Source organism: Vagococcus allomyrinae (assembly GCF_017829975.1).
Taxonomy (GTDB): Bacteria; Bacillota; Bacilli; order Lactobacillales; family Vagococcaceae; genus Vagococcus_D; species Vagococcus_D allomyrinae.
On record NZ_JAEEGA010000010.1, the window covers coordinates 134,662 to 151,920 of the forward strand.

Consider the following 17,259-nt stretch of genomic DNA (forward strand, 5'->3'; position numbering starts at 1 on the left):
ACAGCTACAACTGTCAAATCAAGTTGCCAATAGCTAGCAGTAAACTACTAGCTTTGTTTATTGTACCTAATTTAAGCGCTTTTTTCTAGGACTTTTTCATTTTTTAGGAAAAGTCTCAGGCTTATTTGGGTATCAGTAAAAGAAGTGAAACTGCTAGAGAGGATAACTCTAACCACTATTGAAAAACGGCATTGGACAGTGAGTCTGATGCCGTTTTTTGGTTGGTTAGAGCGTCGTCGTTGGGTTTCCAGATAGTGGGATTGATAGGTAATGGCGGCATTCGTTACTATTTGTGAGGGTAGGCAATGGCCTTTCGGTTCCCACTATTTGTTTCCTACTTATTCCTAAAGTATGGGGGAGTAAGGAATTTTGATTTCTGGAAATGATAGGGTGGATGAATCTAGTTCTTAGATGACTCAGCTGTTGTTTATTATAGATTCAGTTCCCCTTCTGGTTGCTTTTTGAACAAAAATGGTTGCTCGCTGAAAAGATGTGTTAAATCAAATAACTGATCTGTTAGTTTGACAAAAAACAGCAATTAAGCAGTAATTTGAAGGGTTTAATCAATTTTACGATTTTGCATTTTAACGATAAAGTAAAACTATAGATTGCAAGTCTATTTGGCCCATTAAGAATTTATTACCATGGAGTAAATTCTATCTAACGATGAAAGGAGGAATCACCAATGGAAGAAATGAAACACATGAACCTTCTTGAAGAAGTGACAGAAGAAGAGTTGGACGCTATCTTAGGTGCGGGGAATGGTGTCATTAAAACCATTTCTCATGAGTGCCATATGAACAGTTGGCAGTGGATATTCACGTGTTGTTCATAGGATGAATCAGGCGAACAGGGCAACAGTTTTCTTTAACCTCAGCTGTTGCCCTGTTTTATAGTATCCAGTTAAAATCTTTTAATTTTTCTTTAAGAGAACGATACTTTTCTTTAGAAATTTTGATTTTGGTCAGGTTGTCTTTTAAGACAATTTCATAGTATTTTTCATATTTATTATAATCAAGTCGCTTAATTTCTCTTAATGGGATTAATAGGGTCCTACTTACTAAAGTGAAGCCATGGCTGTGAAGTTTTTTTTCTAACTCTTTTAAAGAGTTTCCACTGACTATGCTGTTGCCATTATCTAAGTGAATTTCAATTTTTCGTACTTTTTTTTCAATAGAGGTAATGGAATTAATTTGAACAAGTTCAATAGAGGTGCCAACTTTGATTCCCATCCGCACATCATCATTGATAAAAGGATGTTCTTCTTCTATTTTATCCTTTAGACGAACGAGGGTTTTGTCTAATCGAGTTGGATTGATGGGTTTAGTAATGAAGTCAAAAGGTGCTACTCTATATCCTTCTAATGCATATTCAGGTTGAGAAGTGATGAATATGATATTTACGTGTTTATCATAGCTTTTGATTGTTTCAGCCACTTCTATTCCATTTTCATTCTTCAATTTGATATCCAAAAAAATTAAGTTAATCTCATTAGATTCGAGTGTTGCTTTTGATTCGAGAAAATTATTGAAAGTTCCAACGAGTGAGATAAAGGGGAAAAATGAAAGTTGTTGTACAAGTATTTCAATAAATTCTTTGTCATCATCAATAATTATGGTGCTGATTCTTTTCATCTTTTTTCCTCCAATGCCTTATTTTAACGGTAGTTCGATGGTGCAAATAACAGAATGATTGAGTTGGGTGAAGGTAATGAGTCCGTTGACCTCACTGACGATTTTATGTGCAATGTATAAACCGTAACCATGTTCTTCCTTAGTTTCTTTTGATGTTTGATTTGGCTGAAACATAACTTTTTCTATTTCAGCATCGATTTCGCCACTATTTTTAATAATAAAATAAAGTAAATACTTCTCTTTTTTTATGGTCAGTGATACTTCTTTTTCATTGGTATGTTTGGCAGCTTCAATTGCATTTGAAAGGATGTTTCCTAAAAGTCTATTTATCTGATACAAGGAAAGTGGGGCATCTTCAAATTTGGTCTCAATGTTGATAGAAAGTGTGACATGTTCTTTTTTAGCCTTTTTTTCATACTTGAAGAGCAGGGCACTAAATTCAGGTATTGAGGTAATCATCGCTTGATTAATAGTATCGTGCTCGTCAAGGAGAGCGTTAAGAAAGCTTTCTAATTCATCATAATTTTTGCTTAAAACAAGGTATTGTAGTGTGGTCAAGTTTGAATTGAAATCATGTTTTTGAGATTTTATTTCATTGACGTAAGAATATAAAAGTTTTTGTTGTTCCTGGTTTTGTTTGGCAATTTTGGCATCAATTTTCATTTTGTATAAACTGATAATTAAAATACAACTAATTATCCCGATCAATAAGAAAATCCCAAGTAAATATAAAGGGGTTTGCTTGGACAAAACATTAATAAGTGGAATGTACAATTTCGAGAAAAAGGAGTAAAGAATGATGAGCAAACAAATTTCAATCAAAAAAATAATGTAAACATTATGTTCCTTTTTTTGAAAGATTGAAGGAGCTAAGTTTCTTCGTTTTAGGATTAATCGGATAAGAAATGTCAAAGAATTACAAATAATAAACAACAAAATCCATGGAAGCGAAGAGTTAAGTAAAGTGTTTAGAGCTAACACATTCAAGAGATAAAAATACAAAAGTGCTATAAAAGAATAGAGAAGAAAGCCGCTAAAGTAATTAATAGCTAACGTCAAAGAATCTGTGAAGAATAGAAACACTAGACTTAATAAAAATATGGCTATTTTGAACAATTCGTTGTCTGAAAACATAGATAGTGAAAATGCAAAGGCAAGGGCAACAGATATCTTCTTCTTTTCTGAAGAATATGGAAAGAAGAAGGCTCCTAAATTTAAAGAACTTATGAAGAAAAATATTGGATTTAAGTCATTCAATTTACCCGCTTCCTTTCTTTGAGACTCTATTTAAAGCCATAAACTAAGGATGACATCAGTTGTCTACGCGTTTTTTTTGAGCGCTTCTATCTCTTATCGATTGTTAGTGTTTTGCGCCAGAAGCTAGTGGAACGTAGATTCCTATTGGCTTATTAGTTAAGGATAGCACACTGAAAAATTAGTTTCAATCAATAACATTACAGGTGTTCTTATATTATTGATTTAGGTATCTAGGAAGGGGTGAAGTATGAAAAATGTAACAGACTATCAATTTAATGAATTTTTGGAAGATGTTATTAAGAAATTGTCCATTCAACAGGATGATTTGCTAGATATCCTCTATTTGAAATCTCTTATTCTTGATATTTGTGGAAAGGCACTAGTGTTAATGATTAATGAAAAAAGTCGGTTGGGAAAACTATCAGGACCAACACCAGAATCTCGATATCTCTTTTTTGAGGAAAGATATTCTGGAAGTGGCAAGGCCTATGAAGAATTAATTGCCAAATATCCTGCAATTTACCAAGATTTGCAAGTTCAAGTGTCTGCTTATACGGACCTTGTCAAACAGATTAAAGGAGATTTTTATCGTGATCGTCAATTATTGCTAAAGCGAGGGATGATTCGTGATGAAGAGGAGAAGCTTCTTTTCTTGACTATAAAGGGAGATTTTCATAATGGCAAAGCAGTAGTTGAATTAACTACAAACTTGTCTAAATTAATTTATAAACCTAAAACAGTTAAAAATGATCTCTTTTTTTATAAATTTTTGGGCTACTTAAAACTGCTAGGTAAAACCAATGATAGCGACTCAAGTGTTTTAAATTTTTACCCTCTTAAAATTTTGGACCAGGGATCATATGGGTGGGTGGATTTTTTGGAACAATCCGCTGTCTCTTCACAGGAGGAAGTACGGCGCTATTATCAAAGAGTTGGGTATTTGTTGTCAATTGCCTATGTGATAAATTTAACAGATATTCATTTTGAAAATGTTGTTTGCCAGGGAGAGTATCCGAATATTGTTGATTTAGAGACATTGTTTAGTGTGTCAATGTTTGAAATGACGCCTAAAAATGAAGCGAGTGATGCTATTCAATCTAAAGTGAGCCACTCTGTTTATGCAACAGGTATGCTGCCTGTATTAGGAAATGAAAACCAATTTGGTGGGGATACAAGTGGCATTTTGGGAGGAAGCTTTACTCGAGAAGAAAGGGTTATTGTTAACCCATTTAGAGATGATATTCAATTTAAGAAGGAAATAGTTCATCAGAGATTCAACGGACATATTCCGTTTATTATCAGGAATAATCAAAAAGAATATTGCGATCCTTACTGTTATGTTAATGATATAGACGATGGCTTTTCATTTGGTTATAAGTTGATGCTAACTAATAAAGAGGATTTAAAGTCTTTCGTTGAATCAGAAAGTGCCTCCGTGTTTACTCGCATATTGCTCAGAAATACGATGGAGTATTCAGCGTTAATTCAAGCAGCTAAGTCCCCAGTTTACGCTGGAAAACGAAAAATGATTTTTGAGAAAATCAGGACATTTGATAAGGGATTAGCGCCAGCTGTTATTGATGCAGAAATCAATCAATTAGATGCCTTGTCCATTCCTTTTTTTATGTGTCAGTTTGATTCGGAAAATGTCACGGATTTAAAGCAACAATTTGTGTGTAAATTACCAATCAGTCCTTTCAAACAGTTTCTCAAAAAGTTCGAAAGCTGTCATTTAGATGATTTAGCTCAACAAATTAAATGGATTAATTTTTCAATTGAGAGTCAAGAAAAATTATTTAAAGATGGACAAGATTTCTCACAGTATCACGTTTCAACTGGTGCTTTCACGGATCTGGATAATGGTATTAAAATGTTGGTTGAAATTATTGAAACGAATGCATGTATAGGTGAGGGAGATCATTCAATTAATTGGATGAACTTAGGAGTATCAGCGAATGATCAAATTGTCTTTGAAAGTTTAGAGAATGACATTTACAAAGGTCTTTCAGGTATTGGTACGGCTTTACTTGAATACTACGAGTTTGCACCAAATCAGAATACGAGAGAGCGATTGAAGCTGATCTATCTTAGTGTGAAAAAAGAATTTATTAAAAAACTTTATGAAAATTCTACTGCAGATTATTCATTTTATAATGGATTACTAGGAGAATTAGCTTTCTTACAGGAGTATGAAAAAATCTTTCAATTATCTGAATTAAATGCTTCCATATACCTTAAAGACATTGTGCGAAAGGCTATAAAACGGCCATCTGAATTAAATGATGTTTTGGCTGGTGAAGCGGGAATGATTATTTATTTATCTGGACTGGCCGACAAAACTTCTTATGTAAAGGAGATTAGGCAGTTAGGGAAAAGGCTTCTAAACTCGTTAAATTTAGGGCAAAAGATCGCTAGTTATGCTCATGGGAACAGCGGATTAATGACAGCTTTAGTGTGTGTGTACCAACTGTCCAATGATCAACAATTCTTGAACTCTTTTCTGGCACTTTGGGAAAACGAACGGGCATTAAAAATTGCTAGAGGATGGAAAGATTATCGCAAACAGAAAAATGATTATTCAGCTTACTGGTGTCATGGAGCAACTGGACAGGCACTAGCAAGAATGATGTGGTTAAGTATGGATAATCAAGATAAATTCTTAAAGGAGCAGCAGCGCATTCAACTAATTGATGAGTTAAATGAGTTAATTGATATTGTGCTTTGGGAGGGAATGACTGAAAATAATTTTTGTCTATGTCACGGAATTGCTGGAAATATAATGATAGCAAACTTCTATCAAGTTAACTTTGAAAAAGAAAACAAGGTTTTACAAGCAAAAATTGCTAAAAATACTTATTCCATTTGTAAATATGGATTGACTGAAGGCTGGATTTGCGGTCTTGGTAGCGAGTTCTATTCATATGGGATGATGACAGGGATTTCGGGAATTCTTTACGCATTGATTAGGTATAAAAAAGGAAAAAGCGATTTAGGCATTTTATTGCCTAGTATGATATGAGTGGAGGTGTAGGGGAATGAAGGTTGTTCTTCAAGATGGTGAGCAGGATTGTCTATTAGCCTGCTATTCAATGATTTTGAGTTATTATGGCAAAAATATCTCTTTACATGAATTGTATGATAGAGAAATGATCCCACCAGATGGTTTATCAGTAGGGTATTTAAACAAATTGAATCGTCAAAATGGTATGAAAATGAAGGGGTACAAAACAAAAAAAGAAACGGTTGACGTTGATGTGCTAAAAGAGCTAAAAATGCCAGTGATTATTCAATGGAATAACGACCATTTTGTTGTAGTTAAAAAAATATCCCGAAAAAAAATAACCATCATTGATCCAGCAGTTGGAAAAATCGGAACGACATTTCAGTTGTTTTCGGATAAATTTTCCGGTTATATTATTTCTCTATCACCGACTCAAGATTTTATTAAAGGGAACGCCGAATCGAAAATAGCCCAGGCGCTGACTAAAACCTTTCTGAACAGAAACACATCGCGTTATATTGTATCAATTGTGATAGCGCAGCTAGTGGCGTTGATATTTTCAGTGATGATACGAGATACATTGGCTCAGAGGTATTCCTTTTTGTTTTCACTCGGGATAATTGGGTGTTTGGTATTTTTTCAAGTACTGGCTTTTATTACGAAGCAAGTCGCACAAGAAAAAGCGAATGTTCTGTATGAAAAGGAGATCACTGCGACTATTTTCAAAGGTATCTTTAGTCGTCCAATACTCTATTTTAGAAATAATACGGTGGGAACAATCATTGAAAAAATTAATTTGAAAACAGGGATTCGCGATAATATTTTACTTCAAATTTTACCAGCTATTTTAAATTTTTTATCGGTATTTTTGTTGATTATTTACTTGGGTTTTGTGTCATTGGATTTGACTGGATTGTTAATTTTTATGTCATTACTTTATCTTTTAATTAGTAGTTTCTTATTTTTAAAGAAGAACCAGGCCAATATAGAATATATGCAAAAGACAATTGAGTTTACCTCAATTGCGCAAGAAGATTTAAGTCAAATGGATCAGATTAAGGCACAATCTAAGGAAGATGAGACAAACAAAAATTGGGTTCTAAAAAGCCAACAAACGTTGAACTCGTATAACACAATTTTAAGAATAGATGGGATAGCTAATACTTTTAGTCAGACCTTTAACTATATTAGTGTGATTTTTTTGATCATGATTGGTGTTTACTTTAGTAAAAGCGGGCTCATTACAATTGCTGATTTAATTCTTTTTCAATCAGGCGTTTCGTTGTTTATTTCAGCAGTGTCCCAGGTCCAAGTTGCAGTTTTTGAGGTATCTAAATTATCAATTTATGGGGAAAAAATAAATGATCTCCTAATTCAAGTTCCCAAAAGAAGTGAAAAAATTGATGCTAAATCGAAGTACGCTTTATCACTTAAAAATGTCTCATACACGTATGATTCCATTGAAAATATTTTTGAAAACATCAATATAGATATTTTCAAAGGTGAGAAAGTGGCCATTGTGGGTGAGTCTGGAGCAGGTAAAAGCACCTTACAAAATATTCTGTTAGGGTTATATTCTTATGAAGGGGAAATCGTGTATGGGTATGAGAACTTTAGAGATCAGGTTGGAGTTGTTTTACAGAGTATGAGTTTACGAAAAGGAACAGTTTTAGAAAATTTGGTTAATCAGGAAGTGGCCATCAAAGCCGATGAAATCCAACAGGTTTTAACTGATGTTAATATTATTGAGTTAGTTGATTCGCTACCAAAGAAGATTTATTCACAAGTCTTCCAAAATGGGAAAAATGTTTCTGGCGGACAAATGCAGCGATTGCTTATTGCCAAATCATTGTTAAATAGTAATAAACTGGTATTTTGGGATGAGGCATTTAGTAGTCTGGATAATAAGAATAGGCTCAATATTTATACTAATGTCCTTCAAAATAGTTATTATGCCAATCGTACGATCATATTAGTAAGCCATCATTTAGACGTGCTGGATTTTGTTGATCGAGTGATTTTTGTTCAAGGTGGGAAGGTGGAGATTGATACACACTTAAATTTATATGCTAAATGTGAAAAATATCGAGAGTTTTTAAGATTATCAGAGGATTGAGACAGAGATGAGGAACAGTGATGAGTAGAACGATCGTGTTACAGACGAAGAGCTTAAGTAAAAAGTTTTCTGATTTTTATTCAGTAAGTGATCTTTCCATTTCAGTAAAAGAACGAGAAATTTATGGGTTTTTAGGGCCAAATGGTGCCGGGAAAAGCACGACAATGAAAATGATCTTAGGCTTATTAAGACCAAGTACAGGGAAGGTTCAATTATTTAATCAAGAGCTGAGTGGAAATAAGCAGGAAATTCTGAAAGATATAGGGTCACTAATTGAAGAACCTTCTTATTATGCTAATTTAACGGGCTTGGAAAATCTTCAAATTATGCAACGGTTATTAGGACTTCCAGAGAAAAATGTTAGAGAGTCATTAAGGATTGTTCGATTGACAGAGCATCAAAATAAATTGGTTAAAAATTATTCATTGGGAATGAAGCAACGGTTGGGGATCGCATTGGCGATTGTCAAATTTCCCAAGCTACTGATATTAGATGAACCAACAAATGGCTTAGATCCAGCTGGAATTCAAGAGATTAGAGAACTAATCAAATCTTTTCCTAAAGAATATGGCATGACTGTTTTGATATCTAGCCATCTGCTCTCAGAGGTAGAGCAAATGGCGACAACTGTTGGGATTATTAATCACGGAACATTACTGTTTCAAGGGGCTTTAGCGGAACTAGAAGAAGCCTCTCGAATAGAGGTTCAGACCAATCAAGATGCCAGGGCTATTAGGTTATTAGAACAGCACGGATTTAGTTTATTTGATAATCAGTCAAATAAAATTCAATTAATCGATGATCACAAGGAAAAGGTAGCAAATGCTGTTGAGTTATTGGTTGAAAATAAGGTGAGAATTTACCAAGTGACACCGGTAAGAAAATCATTGGAACAGGTGTTTTTAGAAATGACAAGTGGGAATCAGGGGGGATTATAGTGCAAACATTGATTTCGTTAGAATTATTGAAATTGAAAAGACGTCACTTTTTCTTGCCAATTTGTTTGTTTCTAGGCGTAGGTCTAGTATGGTGTACGATCATTGCAATAAAAGAATTTAACTTTAATGAGAGCTATCGAAATGTGTTGGTTCTTATTAATGATTTAGTCATCATCAATAGCATGATCTTTCCATTGCTAATTGGTGTGATGTGTTCACGTTTAATTGACATTGAGCATCAAGGCAAAATGTTCCGTTTACTACAAACTAACAATCAAAGTATCGAAACTCTTTTTTTAGCTAAAAGTTTGGTTGGGATGTTGATCATTGTCGTTTTGGGCATTGTTCAGGTTTTGTATTTAATAGGACTTTCGATCGCTAATCGTCTCTCTTTTGAGTGGGGGCCAGTGTTGCTATTTCTTTTAAGTTATTTGGTAGCTAGTATTTTTCTCGTAATGTTACATTTAGCTATCTCCTTGTTTATTGAAAAACAGTCTATTGGGATCATTTTAGCCTTAGGAGCGAGTTTTATTGGCTTAGTGTCAGGAGGGATGTTACCAAAAGTTCTTCAATTATTTTTACCTTGGCAATACTATGCGTTGTTAAATCCTGTTAGCAGAACGATTGTAAACAATGGCTATGTCTATTCAAATAATTCACAGTATTCATTTTTAATGGTGGTAATCGTTCTCTTAGTCATTGGAGAAATGGTGCTTATTAGAAAAAAAGCGAAGGTGATGGAATTTTGTTAAAAGAATTGATTATAACGGAGCTAATAAAATTACGAAAAAGCTATTTTGTGTTTTTTCTACTGGGATTCAATATTCTAAGTGTGTTAATAGGATCAGTTATCTTTTCTGCTAATCGAGAGGTTTTCCAAAACGATGGTAATCAAAGCCTAGTATTATGGGGGCAAAGTTCATTGTATTCCTCTCAGCTCTTTTTTCCAATTTTAATCGGGGTCCTTTGCGCGGTCAGTTGGCAATTTGAAGAAAAAGGTAGAAACTGGCAAAGAATATCGATTATACCAGTCAAGAAAAGGATGTTGGTCATGGCAAAGTTCTTCAGCATTCAACTGTTTACTGGAATAAATCAAATGATATTCTTGATAATCTTTACTTTATCTGCATGGGTCTTGAAAGTACCAGCGATTCAATTTTGGCACTTTGCTTTATGGAGCATTCTTGGATGGATTGGCACGTTTTCGGTGACGGCCATTCAGTTGCTTTTCTCTATCCAATTTAGACAGTTTACTTTTCCGATATTGTTGTCAGCGGCAGGTGCTATTTTAGGGTTAATGACTCTTTTTATAGGTGATTTCTTATTTCAACTGTTTCCTTACAGTCAAATTGCAGTTGGGATGCGTGCAAGAACTTTAACTGTCTTTCAAGGGCAAGAATTTTTAATGTTTTGCGTAGTAACAGTTTTTTATTCGGCAATTGCCTTATTTTTAAGTATAAATGTCTTAAATAACAGGGAGGATTAGTGTGATGCGAGCAATTAAGAAAGAATATGGATTGTTGATAGTGGCATCGTTGCCTATTATAAATTTGGTGATGCAACAAAAGATGCCTAGTCTTGTAGTTAATAACCAAGCAATAGGCGTTCTTGTAAATATTTTTTCAGTGAGTATCATCGTTTTTTATACTGTCAAAAAATTACTTGATAAAGATAAAACAGAGCTGTTTTTACAAAGGTTACTTATGCTGTTTGGATTTGCTTATTCAATGCTAATTTTGTTGTTGCTTTGCTCCTTATTAGTATTCAGGCTACAAAATTAATTTTTTGTGTTAATTATACCTTTAAAAAACAATTGAAAGTAATAAGGTGGTTATTAAATGATGAAAAAATCTAATAAATTAATCTTAAGTCTGGTGTTATCATGTCTAACCTTAATTTCTTTTTCTGCTGTGTCTTCAGCCACGGCTATTCCGACGGAAATAGATTATTGGGTAACGCCCAAAGTAGTTCATATTAAAAATGATGATTTATTGAAATCTTATGTTGCTTTGGATTATAAAGAAAATACTAAGCAGGTAGTCCATGCATCAAAAGAGCAATACCGATCAATTTATGACACGGACATCGCTATTTCGGATAAATCCATGGGCGTCGAAATAATTGGTCATATTTTTCCTGATACTGTCGCTAATTATCTTCCTGAGTGGTTAGCATCAATCATCCAAAATCATACAATTGTGATTGATTCTGGGGAAGCATCAGTTGATAGGGATAGGTGGGTATGGGATTCGATCGCTTTTGTATTAGGCGATTGGGCTAATATCAAGAAAATGGAGCAACGTATGACTAGACAAGAGATAGCTGATAGTATTTATTATAAGAATAAACTGCGAGGCAATATTCGAGTAGATAAAAATGTTATGTTGAAAGTGATTGCCGATATCGAGGAGAACCAGGTTGATCCGATTTTATTGGAGGTGTTTACTTAGTAATTAACTGATTGATAAATATAAAATTTTACTTGTGAGATATTATTTAGGAAGGAGAGATTAAGATGTACACATTGTTCTTTAGTTATTATTTACGATTGTTTACTGATGCCGATTTTATTTAGTAAAGATATTTGCTTAGCCTGGGATAAAAATGATGAGACTTTTATGAGATGTATGAATGATGTCAACAATATCAGATAAGAAAGTAGTCTTTATAGTGAAAGTGAACGGAGATTATGTTGACTTCCGTTCTGCTTATTTTAAGCAACATTAATAACAGTTAACAGGTGTAGCCGCAACCATTTCAGCTACACCTGTTTATTTGCAAAATCACTTGAATTCATCATTCTATTTTTTTTCACGAAATAGAAGATAATTGGCGCTTTGTGTTGGCTATCCCCTTAAGATCGTGGGTTTGATCAGCTGGGCTTTTTCTTAGATTGTGTTTCGGAGATGCTGGTTACGAATTGGCGGTTCATTTGCCCAACTCTTCAATTTCATTTTGAAGTGAATGATGCAGGTCATAATCTTCTAAGTCATAGATCTGTTTTAAGACATCATCTATCTTTTTGGTATCTCCTGACGCTATGGCGTACTGAATGGTTGAGATGGCCCAATAATCGTAGCGTCTTAGTCTCTTTGATAAGGCGAGAGCTTTTTCGCTAAATTTAAGGGATTCTTGATACCGCTGTTCTTGTAATAACAATAAAGAAAGGTTTAATAAGATTGAGATTTGTAGCGGTAGAGTATTTTTAAAAGCATCAAAATCATTTATTCGATTCATCAACTCATTGCCAATCTTTAGAGAGGTGTCCAGGGGGAAATAGAATAAACAACAATTAATAAATTGTAGCTCATTCAAATACCATTCATCGTACGTTGCCAATTTTTGCCAAATATCGTTTACTAGCACTTTGGAAATACAAGTGATTTCCGTATTATCATTCATGGCCATTAGGGATTTTGAAATATCTCTAATGGCACGGATCTGCCATTCATCTGAGTTGATCAGATAGTTGTCACACTGCAATATAAGGTTTTTTAAAAGATCATTATTTGAATTGGGGAATAGTTGAAAAAAAATGTCTAAAATTTGAGTTTTTTGATCTTTTTTATACTTACTCGAAATGAACATAAACTCGTCATAGGGCATGTCAATTTGCCGCAAAAGGTAATCAAACTTTTCGATACTGAGCATTAACTTGCCGTTTTCAAACTTTGATAAAGTGGATCTGGACATGGCTGTACCACAAATATATGATTGTTTCAATTTTTTACTTTCTCTGATAAACTTATAGGTTCTCCCGTAATCCATTTTCTCCACTCCTTTTTCATGTGATTATACTCCTCATTTTAATAGTTTATTCCCTTTTTGTATATAATTGTAGGCATAAAATTGAAAGAAGATGGTTGGTACAAAATCGATTAGGAGGCGCTTTGCATGTTTAAAAGTCTTATTAAGGAATACAGACAATTGCCATTAATTCAGGAAGGACAGAAAATCCTGATAAGCAGGTGTCTATTCAACATCTTTTTAGGTGGTATTTTCTCATTAATACCGCCTTTGTTAATCAAGTTTTTATTTGAATCACACGCTATTTATGAAAATATCACTAGCATTATGTATTGGTTGCTGATCTCCCTGGTTTTAATTGGCTGTATTCATCTATTCAATTTTTATTATGTTGCCTTTTATTCTGACAAAATTATCACCTATATTAGTAGCAATCTACGACTGTATCAAGTTGATCTGTTTTATCAATTATCTAAAAGCCAAAGGGAAAAACTAGACGATGGTTTACTGTTTAATTCCCTTTATGCAGAAACTGGCGTGATTGCAGCAGGCTATATTAATTTTTTAAGTCTTTTCATTTATATCAGTCAGATTGTGATTTATTTGTGTGTCCTCTGGTATTTTTCTCTTCCCTTTGCGCTTTTAAGTGTTCTTTGTTTGCTATTATATGGCTTTTCGATTTTTTTTAATACGAATCGATTTCAAGATACCATCATTCAGGAAACCTTCGCTCAAGATAAGCTTACATCTAAAATTTCCAATATTATTAATTCTCATAAAGAGTCTAAAATTTTTGCAAACTCCCGCTATTTATCTGACATTATCAAGAAGTATATTTTTCAGTGGCAAGAAAAACGGATAACTTATAATTTCTGGTACACGCTGATTCAAAGTATTCCAGCATTTCTCACGAGTTCATCACCGACGATTATTTACGGCGTGGGGATGATTCTGGTCCTTTTAGGTAAATCGACGATTATTTACGGCGTGGGGATGATTCTGGTCCTTTTAGGTAAATCGACGATTGGGATGATCTTATTTGTTGTTCAGTTTATCTCACTTTTATTTGCTTCAATGAATAATCTGGCTTCTGTTGTTATTGAACAAAAGAATGTTTATCCTTATATCAATCGCTTTAAAAGCATTTCCAACGAGTTGAGTAATCAAGAGGATTCTAGCCATTTTGAAAAAAGTTCGATTACTGCTGATCAAAGGTCTCTTGAAATCAAGCATCATTCTGTTTATAGAAATAATCAGCATGTATTAACTGTGTCGAACTTATTGATTGAAGAGAGTGGAATTTATTTATTACAAGGGGAGAATGGGTCGGGAAAATCTTCTTTACTTGATGATATCTACTTTTCACCGGAGAGTCACGATCAAAAGATTGGCTATTTTACCAGTTCTTCTTTATTTATCGAGGATGATATTGAACAAAATATTTTGTTTGGCAAAATCGCTTATGACTTGGACTACCTCCAATCAATTTATTCCGTTCTTGATATCACTTTTTTAAATGCCAATGTTAATAAACTTTCTTTAGGACAGCGACAAAAGGTGATGCTCGCCAGATTTTTTATTAATCACAAAGACAAGCCTATTTGGTTTATTGATGAGCCTTTTGTAAACTTGGATATTGCCAGTATCGAAGCTTTGAAAAGGTTGTTAATAGATGAGAGTGTCAATCGGATCATCATTATGATTACTCATGATGTTTCGTTGGAAGGTGAGGCGAAAAAAATCTATAGGATAGCGAGTAAACGTTGTGAAATTTTATAACCGATATAATTTTTGAATGTCGCCTTTTTAGGAACTGAATCAGTGGGGATATATCATCTTATATTCAAGTAAATTTATATGATGGTCCAGTTGTGCAACTAACTAACGGATATGTTGAAGAAAACAGTGAGGGAACTAAGTACAACAATAGTCCCACTGCTCCTGATATCGAGACAGATAATTCAATGATGGAAGCTAGGAGCGTCATCAATAAAACTTAATAGGAAGTTTGCACCAAATCTGTTAATATAATGGATTTGGTGTTTTTTTGGAGTGGGTAGGCGGTTTTCAAGGTGCTTTTTTACTAAGAAAGTCTGTTAATTGTTAAGAGTTCGTTGTTGCTAATTTATGAGGTGACAGCTACAATCAAAATAAGTTAGAACAGACACTCAGTGTATTAGAAGGGCGAATTTCCTGAATTCTCGTCATAATCAGATGGGGAACTGTTTGTCCATTGCAATGGACAAAAGTCAGTGAAGCGTTTTCGAATTAATGGGTTATGATGAATATATCGAAGGGGGGATGGCCATGAGTTCAAAGGAAGAGCGAGAACAACGGCTATTGCTATTATTATCAAAAAAACAAGAATATGTCACCTCTGGAGAGTTAGCAGAAGAACTCAATATTTCCAATAAAACAGTGTATCGATTAATCAAAGGGATTAATGATCAAAGTTCGGATGGGATATTGATCGCTTCAGAGAAGGGGAGAGGATATAGATTAAATTATCAGAAGTATATGAACCGAACTCATCAGCAGTTGAGTAGAGAAAGTCAAGTGACGCCTTCTGAAAGAAGAAAGCGGGTTATGGAAGAACTGTTGCTATCATCACCAAGAGCCACGAATGTCTATCAACTATACGAAAAATTCTTTGTTGGTGATTCCGTTATTTCAAGCGATGAACAACTAATTAGCAAAGAATTGGCACAGTATAATTTATCGCTAGAACGAAAGAACCGAACAATGGCAATTATCGGTGAAGAAGCTAACATTCGCAAGGCCATTTCTGATTTAATTCAACTGCTAAACATTATTGATATTGATGAACTTAAACATAATGAGACACTTAATTTTAATAACTATGATGTGTTATTTGTTTTAGACCAGCTGCGATTGATTGAAAAGAGGTTGGACATCGTTATTCCTCATCCTTATAATGTTAATATTTTTTCCCATTTATATATTTTGATTAGTCGGTCCAGAAAGGTGGGAACCTCACTGTTTACTATGACTGAGACTGTTTCTCAGGAAGAAAAACAAGCCTTGGCGAAGGAGCCTATTCTTCGCCAGATTTCAAAGGACATCATTTATCAGACAGAACAGTATTTAAACGAGAGTCTGCCTGAAGTTGAAACTTACTATTTGTATCAGTATCTGGTGTCTTCCAGGATGCAGGATTCACTGGAGCCTTTGGCCATTTTTTCTCCTGAAGTCTCTAAGGTGACACAATTATACTTAGATGAAATGAGTCGGCAACTTCATTTATCCATGACCAATGAGCCGATTTTTATCGATTTGGCTAATCATATTAAGCCCATGCTTAATCGACTGGAGCACAATATCCACGTAAAAAACAGTTTGCTTGATCAAATAAAAATGGTTTATGAAGATATTTTTAAGAATGTTTCAAAAATATCCAGCATGATTAGTGAAACATACCAATTGCCCGAGATAAGTGCTGATGAAAATGGGTTTATTACGTTATACTTTGCTCGAATGATTGAAACGAATCAGTTGCCAATTCGGACGCTAATCATGTGCACAACAGGGATCGGTACTTCTGAGTTATTGAAGGTCAAAGTGGCTAAAAAGTTTCCTGAATTGGAAATAGTCGCAGTTGTCTCAACAAGAGATGCCAAACAATTTTTAGCGACTTATCCGGATATTGAGTTAATCTTAACGACCATTCACCTAAACCATCAAGTGTCGATCAAAACACTGTTGGTCAGTGCCATGTTTACTGGCGATGACCAGAAAATGTTACAAACTAAAATTGAGGAGATTTACGATGACCGACACTAATTTACACCAACTTTATTTTAATTGTCAGTTAGCCAATAAAAGTCAGGCAGTTGAGTTAATTGGTGAGCTAGGTGCTCAACTAACTGGGGTTGCTGGGAAACCGGAGATAATCAAACTGCTTAACGAGCGGGAAGCGGTTGGAAGTACGATGATTGCTGACCATGTTTTGTTGCCTCATATTGAAAGTGCGTCTTTAAAGGAGAGTCGGATAATCTATCTTCATTTGGAAAGGCCCATTCCCTTTTGGAGTGAAACGGACAAAGACATAAGATTGATTATCGTCATTTTGTTAAAACACAATGAAACTATGGCAATCAAAAAACAGATCAGTTTAGCTGTTAGAAAATTAGCAGATGAGGCGTTCGTCGAAACGTTAATAAATATGGAGACAGAAGGAGCCTTTAAAAAAGCGTTAATGAATGTTTAGGAGGAATTTATGATGAAAATAGTCGGAGTCGCAGCGTGTACGGTAGGTATTGCCCACACGTATATCGCACAAGAAAAATTGGAAAATGCTGCAAAAAAGGCGGGATATGATATTTCGATTGAAACTCAAGGAACCATTGGTACTGAAAATGAACTAACGGTTAAGCAAATAGAAGAAGCGGACATTGTTATTTTAGCAGTCGATGTTAAAATCGCAGGCCGTGAACGTTTTGAAGGTAAGCGAATTATTCAAGTACCAACTGAAGTGGCCGTAAAATCACCTAATAAACTGATTGAAAAAGCCAAGGAAGTTGTTGAACAAGAAAAAGCGTAAGAGGG

At 34.4% G+C, this 17,259-nt stretch carries 15 protein-coding genes; 12 read left to right on the forward strand and 3 right to left on the reverse strand.

The annotated features are described in order from the left end of the window. Positions 1 to 685: 685 nt before the first annotated feature. Complete coding sequence (locus I6N95_RS15660; RefSeq protein WP_209529656.1) at positions 686 to 835, forward strand: lacticin 481 family lantibiotic; 150 nt, start codon at positions 686 to 688, stop codon at positions 833 to 835. Between the two features lie 55 nt (positions 836 to 890). On the opposite strand, the gene I6N95_RS15665 is transcribed toward I6N95_RS15660, so the two are convergent. Both I6N95_RS15665 and I6N95_RS15670 read right to left on the reverse strand, forming a co-directional pair. Next, complete coding sequence (locus I6N95_RS15665; RefSeq protein WP_209529658.1) at positions 891 to 1,634, reverse strand: LytR/AlgR family response regulator transcription factor; 744 nt, start codon at positions 1,632 to 1,634, stop codon at positions 891 to 893. 18 nt (positions 1,635 to 1,652) lie between these two features. Beyond that, positions 1,653 to 2,891, reverse strand: a complete 1,239-nt coding sequence (locus I6N95_RS15670) for a sensor histidine kinase (RefSeq protein ID WP_209529660.1) — start codon at positions 2,889 to 2,891, stop codon at positions 1,653 to 1,655. 247 nt (positions 2,892 to 3,138) lie between these two features. Between I6N95_RS15670 and I6N95_RS15675 the strand changes: the two genes are divergently transcribed. Genes I6N95_RS15675 through I6N95_RS15705 form a run of 7 tightly spaced genes read left to right on the forward strand, consistent with a single transcriptional unit; the run spans position 3,139 to position 11,396 of the window. Further along, a complete protein-coding gene (locus tag I6N95_RS15675; RefSeq protein WP_209529663.1) occupies positions 3,139 to 5,910 on the forward strand; it encodes a type 2 lanthipeptide synthetase LanM family protein in 2,772 nt (923 codons plus the stop codon). A gap of 16 nt (positions 5,911 to 5,926) precedes the next feature. After that, on the forward strand, positions 5,927 to 8,008 hold the full coding sequence (locus tag I6N95_RS15680; protein ID WP_209529665.1) for a peptidase domain-containing ABC transporter: 2,082 nt from the start codon (positions 5,927 to 5,929) through the stop codon (positions 8,006 to 8,008). A gap of 20 nt (positions 8,009 to 8,028) precedes the next feature. Next, entirely contained in the window at positions 8,029 to 8,946 is a 918-nt protein-coding gene (locus tag I6N95_RS15685) for an ABC transporter ATP-binding protein (protein ID WP_209529667.1), read from the forward strand. Continuing rightward, entirely contained in the window at positions 8,946 to 9,698 is a 753-nt protein-coding gene (locus I6N95_RS15690) for an ABC transporter permease (RefSeq protein WP_209529669.1), read from the forward strand. The genes I6N95_RS15685 and I6N95_RS15690 overlap by 1 nt, the downstream gene beginning before the upstream one ends. Then, positions 9,692 to 10,432, forward strand: coding sequence for an ABC transporter permease (locus I6N95_RS15695; protein WP_209529671.1), 741 nt, complete (start codon positions 9,692 to 9,694; stop codon positions 10,430 to 10,432). Before I6N95_RS15690 ends, I6N95_RS15695 begins: the two co-directional genes overlap by 7 nt. A gap of 4 nt (positions 10,433 to 10,436) precedes the next feature. Next, the gene (locus tag I6N95_RS15700; protein WP_209529673.1) at positions 10,437 to 10,727 is read left to right on the forward strand and encodes a hypothetical protein; all 291 of its coding nucleotides are present in this window, start codon (positions 10,437 to 10,439) and stop codon (positions 10,725 to 10,727) included. Between the two features lie 57 nt (positions 10,728 to 10,784). Beyond that, entirely contained in the window at positions 10,785 to 11,396 is a 612-nt protein-coding gene (locus tag I6N95_RS15705) for a hypothetical protein (protein ID WP_209529675.1), read from the forward strand. A gap of 478 nt (positions 11,397 to 11,874) precedes the next feature. Here I6N95_RS15705 and I6N95_RS15710 read toward each other — a convergent pair whose 3' ends face one another. Further along, positions 11,875 to 12,714, reverse strand: coding sequence for a helix-turn-helix domain-containing protein (locus I6N95_RS15710; RefSeq protein ID WP_209529677.1), 840 nt, complete (start codon positions 12,712 to 12,714; stop codon positions 11,875 to 11,877). A gap of 126 nt (positions 12,715 to 12,840) precedes the next feature. On the opposite strand from I6N95_RS15710, the gene I6N95_RS15715 reads away from it, so the two are divergent. The 4 genes from I6N95_RS15715 (at position 12,841) to I6N95_RS15730 (ending at position 17,254) form a co-directional block, all read left to right on the forward strand. Then, complete coding sequence (locus I6N95_RS15715) at positions 12,841 to 14,472, forward strand: ATP-binding cassette domain-containing protein (protein WP_209529680.1); 1,632 nt, start codon at positions 12,841 to 12,843, stop codon at positions 14,470 to 14,472. Positions 14,473 to 15,000: 528 nt separating this feature from the next. Next, positions 15,001 to 16,494, forward strand: a complete 1,494-nt coding sequence (locus I6N95_RS15720; RefSeq protein ID WP_209529682.1) for a BglG family transcription antiterminator — start codon at positions 15,001 to 15,003, stop codon at positions 16,492 to 16,494. Next, a complete protein-coding gene (locus tag I6N95_RS15725) occupies positions 16,481 to 16,921 on the forward strand; it encodes a PTS sugar transporter subunit IIA (RefSeq protein WP_209529684.1) in 441 nt (146 codons plus the stop codon). The genes I6N95_RS15720 and I6N95_RS15725 overlap by 14 nt, the downstream gene beginning before the upstream one ends. A 12-nt stretch (positions 16,922 to 16,933) precedes the next feature. Continuing rightward, positions 16,934 to 17,254, forward strand: a complete 321-nt coding sequence (locus tag I6N95_RS15730) for a PTS fructose transporter subunit IIB (protein ID WP_209529686.1) — start codon at positions 16,934 to 16,936, stop codon at positions 17,252 to 17,254. Positions 17,255 to 17,259: the final 5 nt, after the last annotated feature.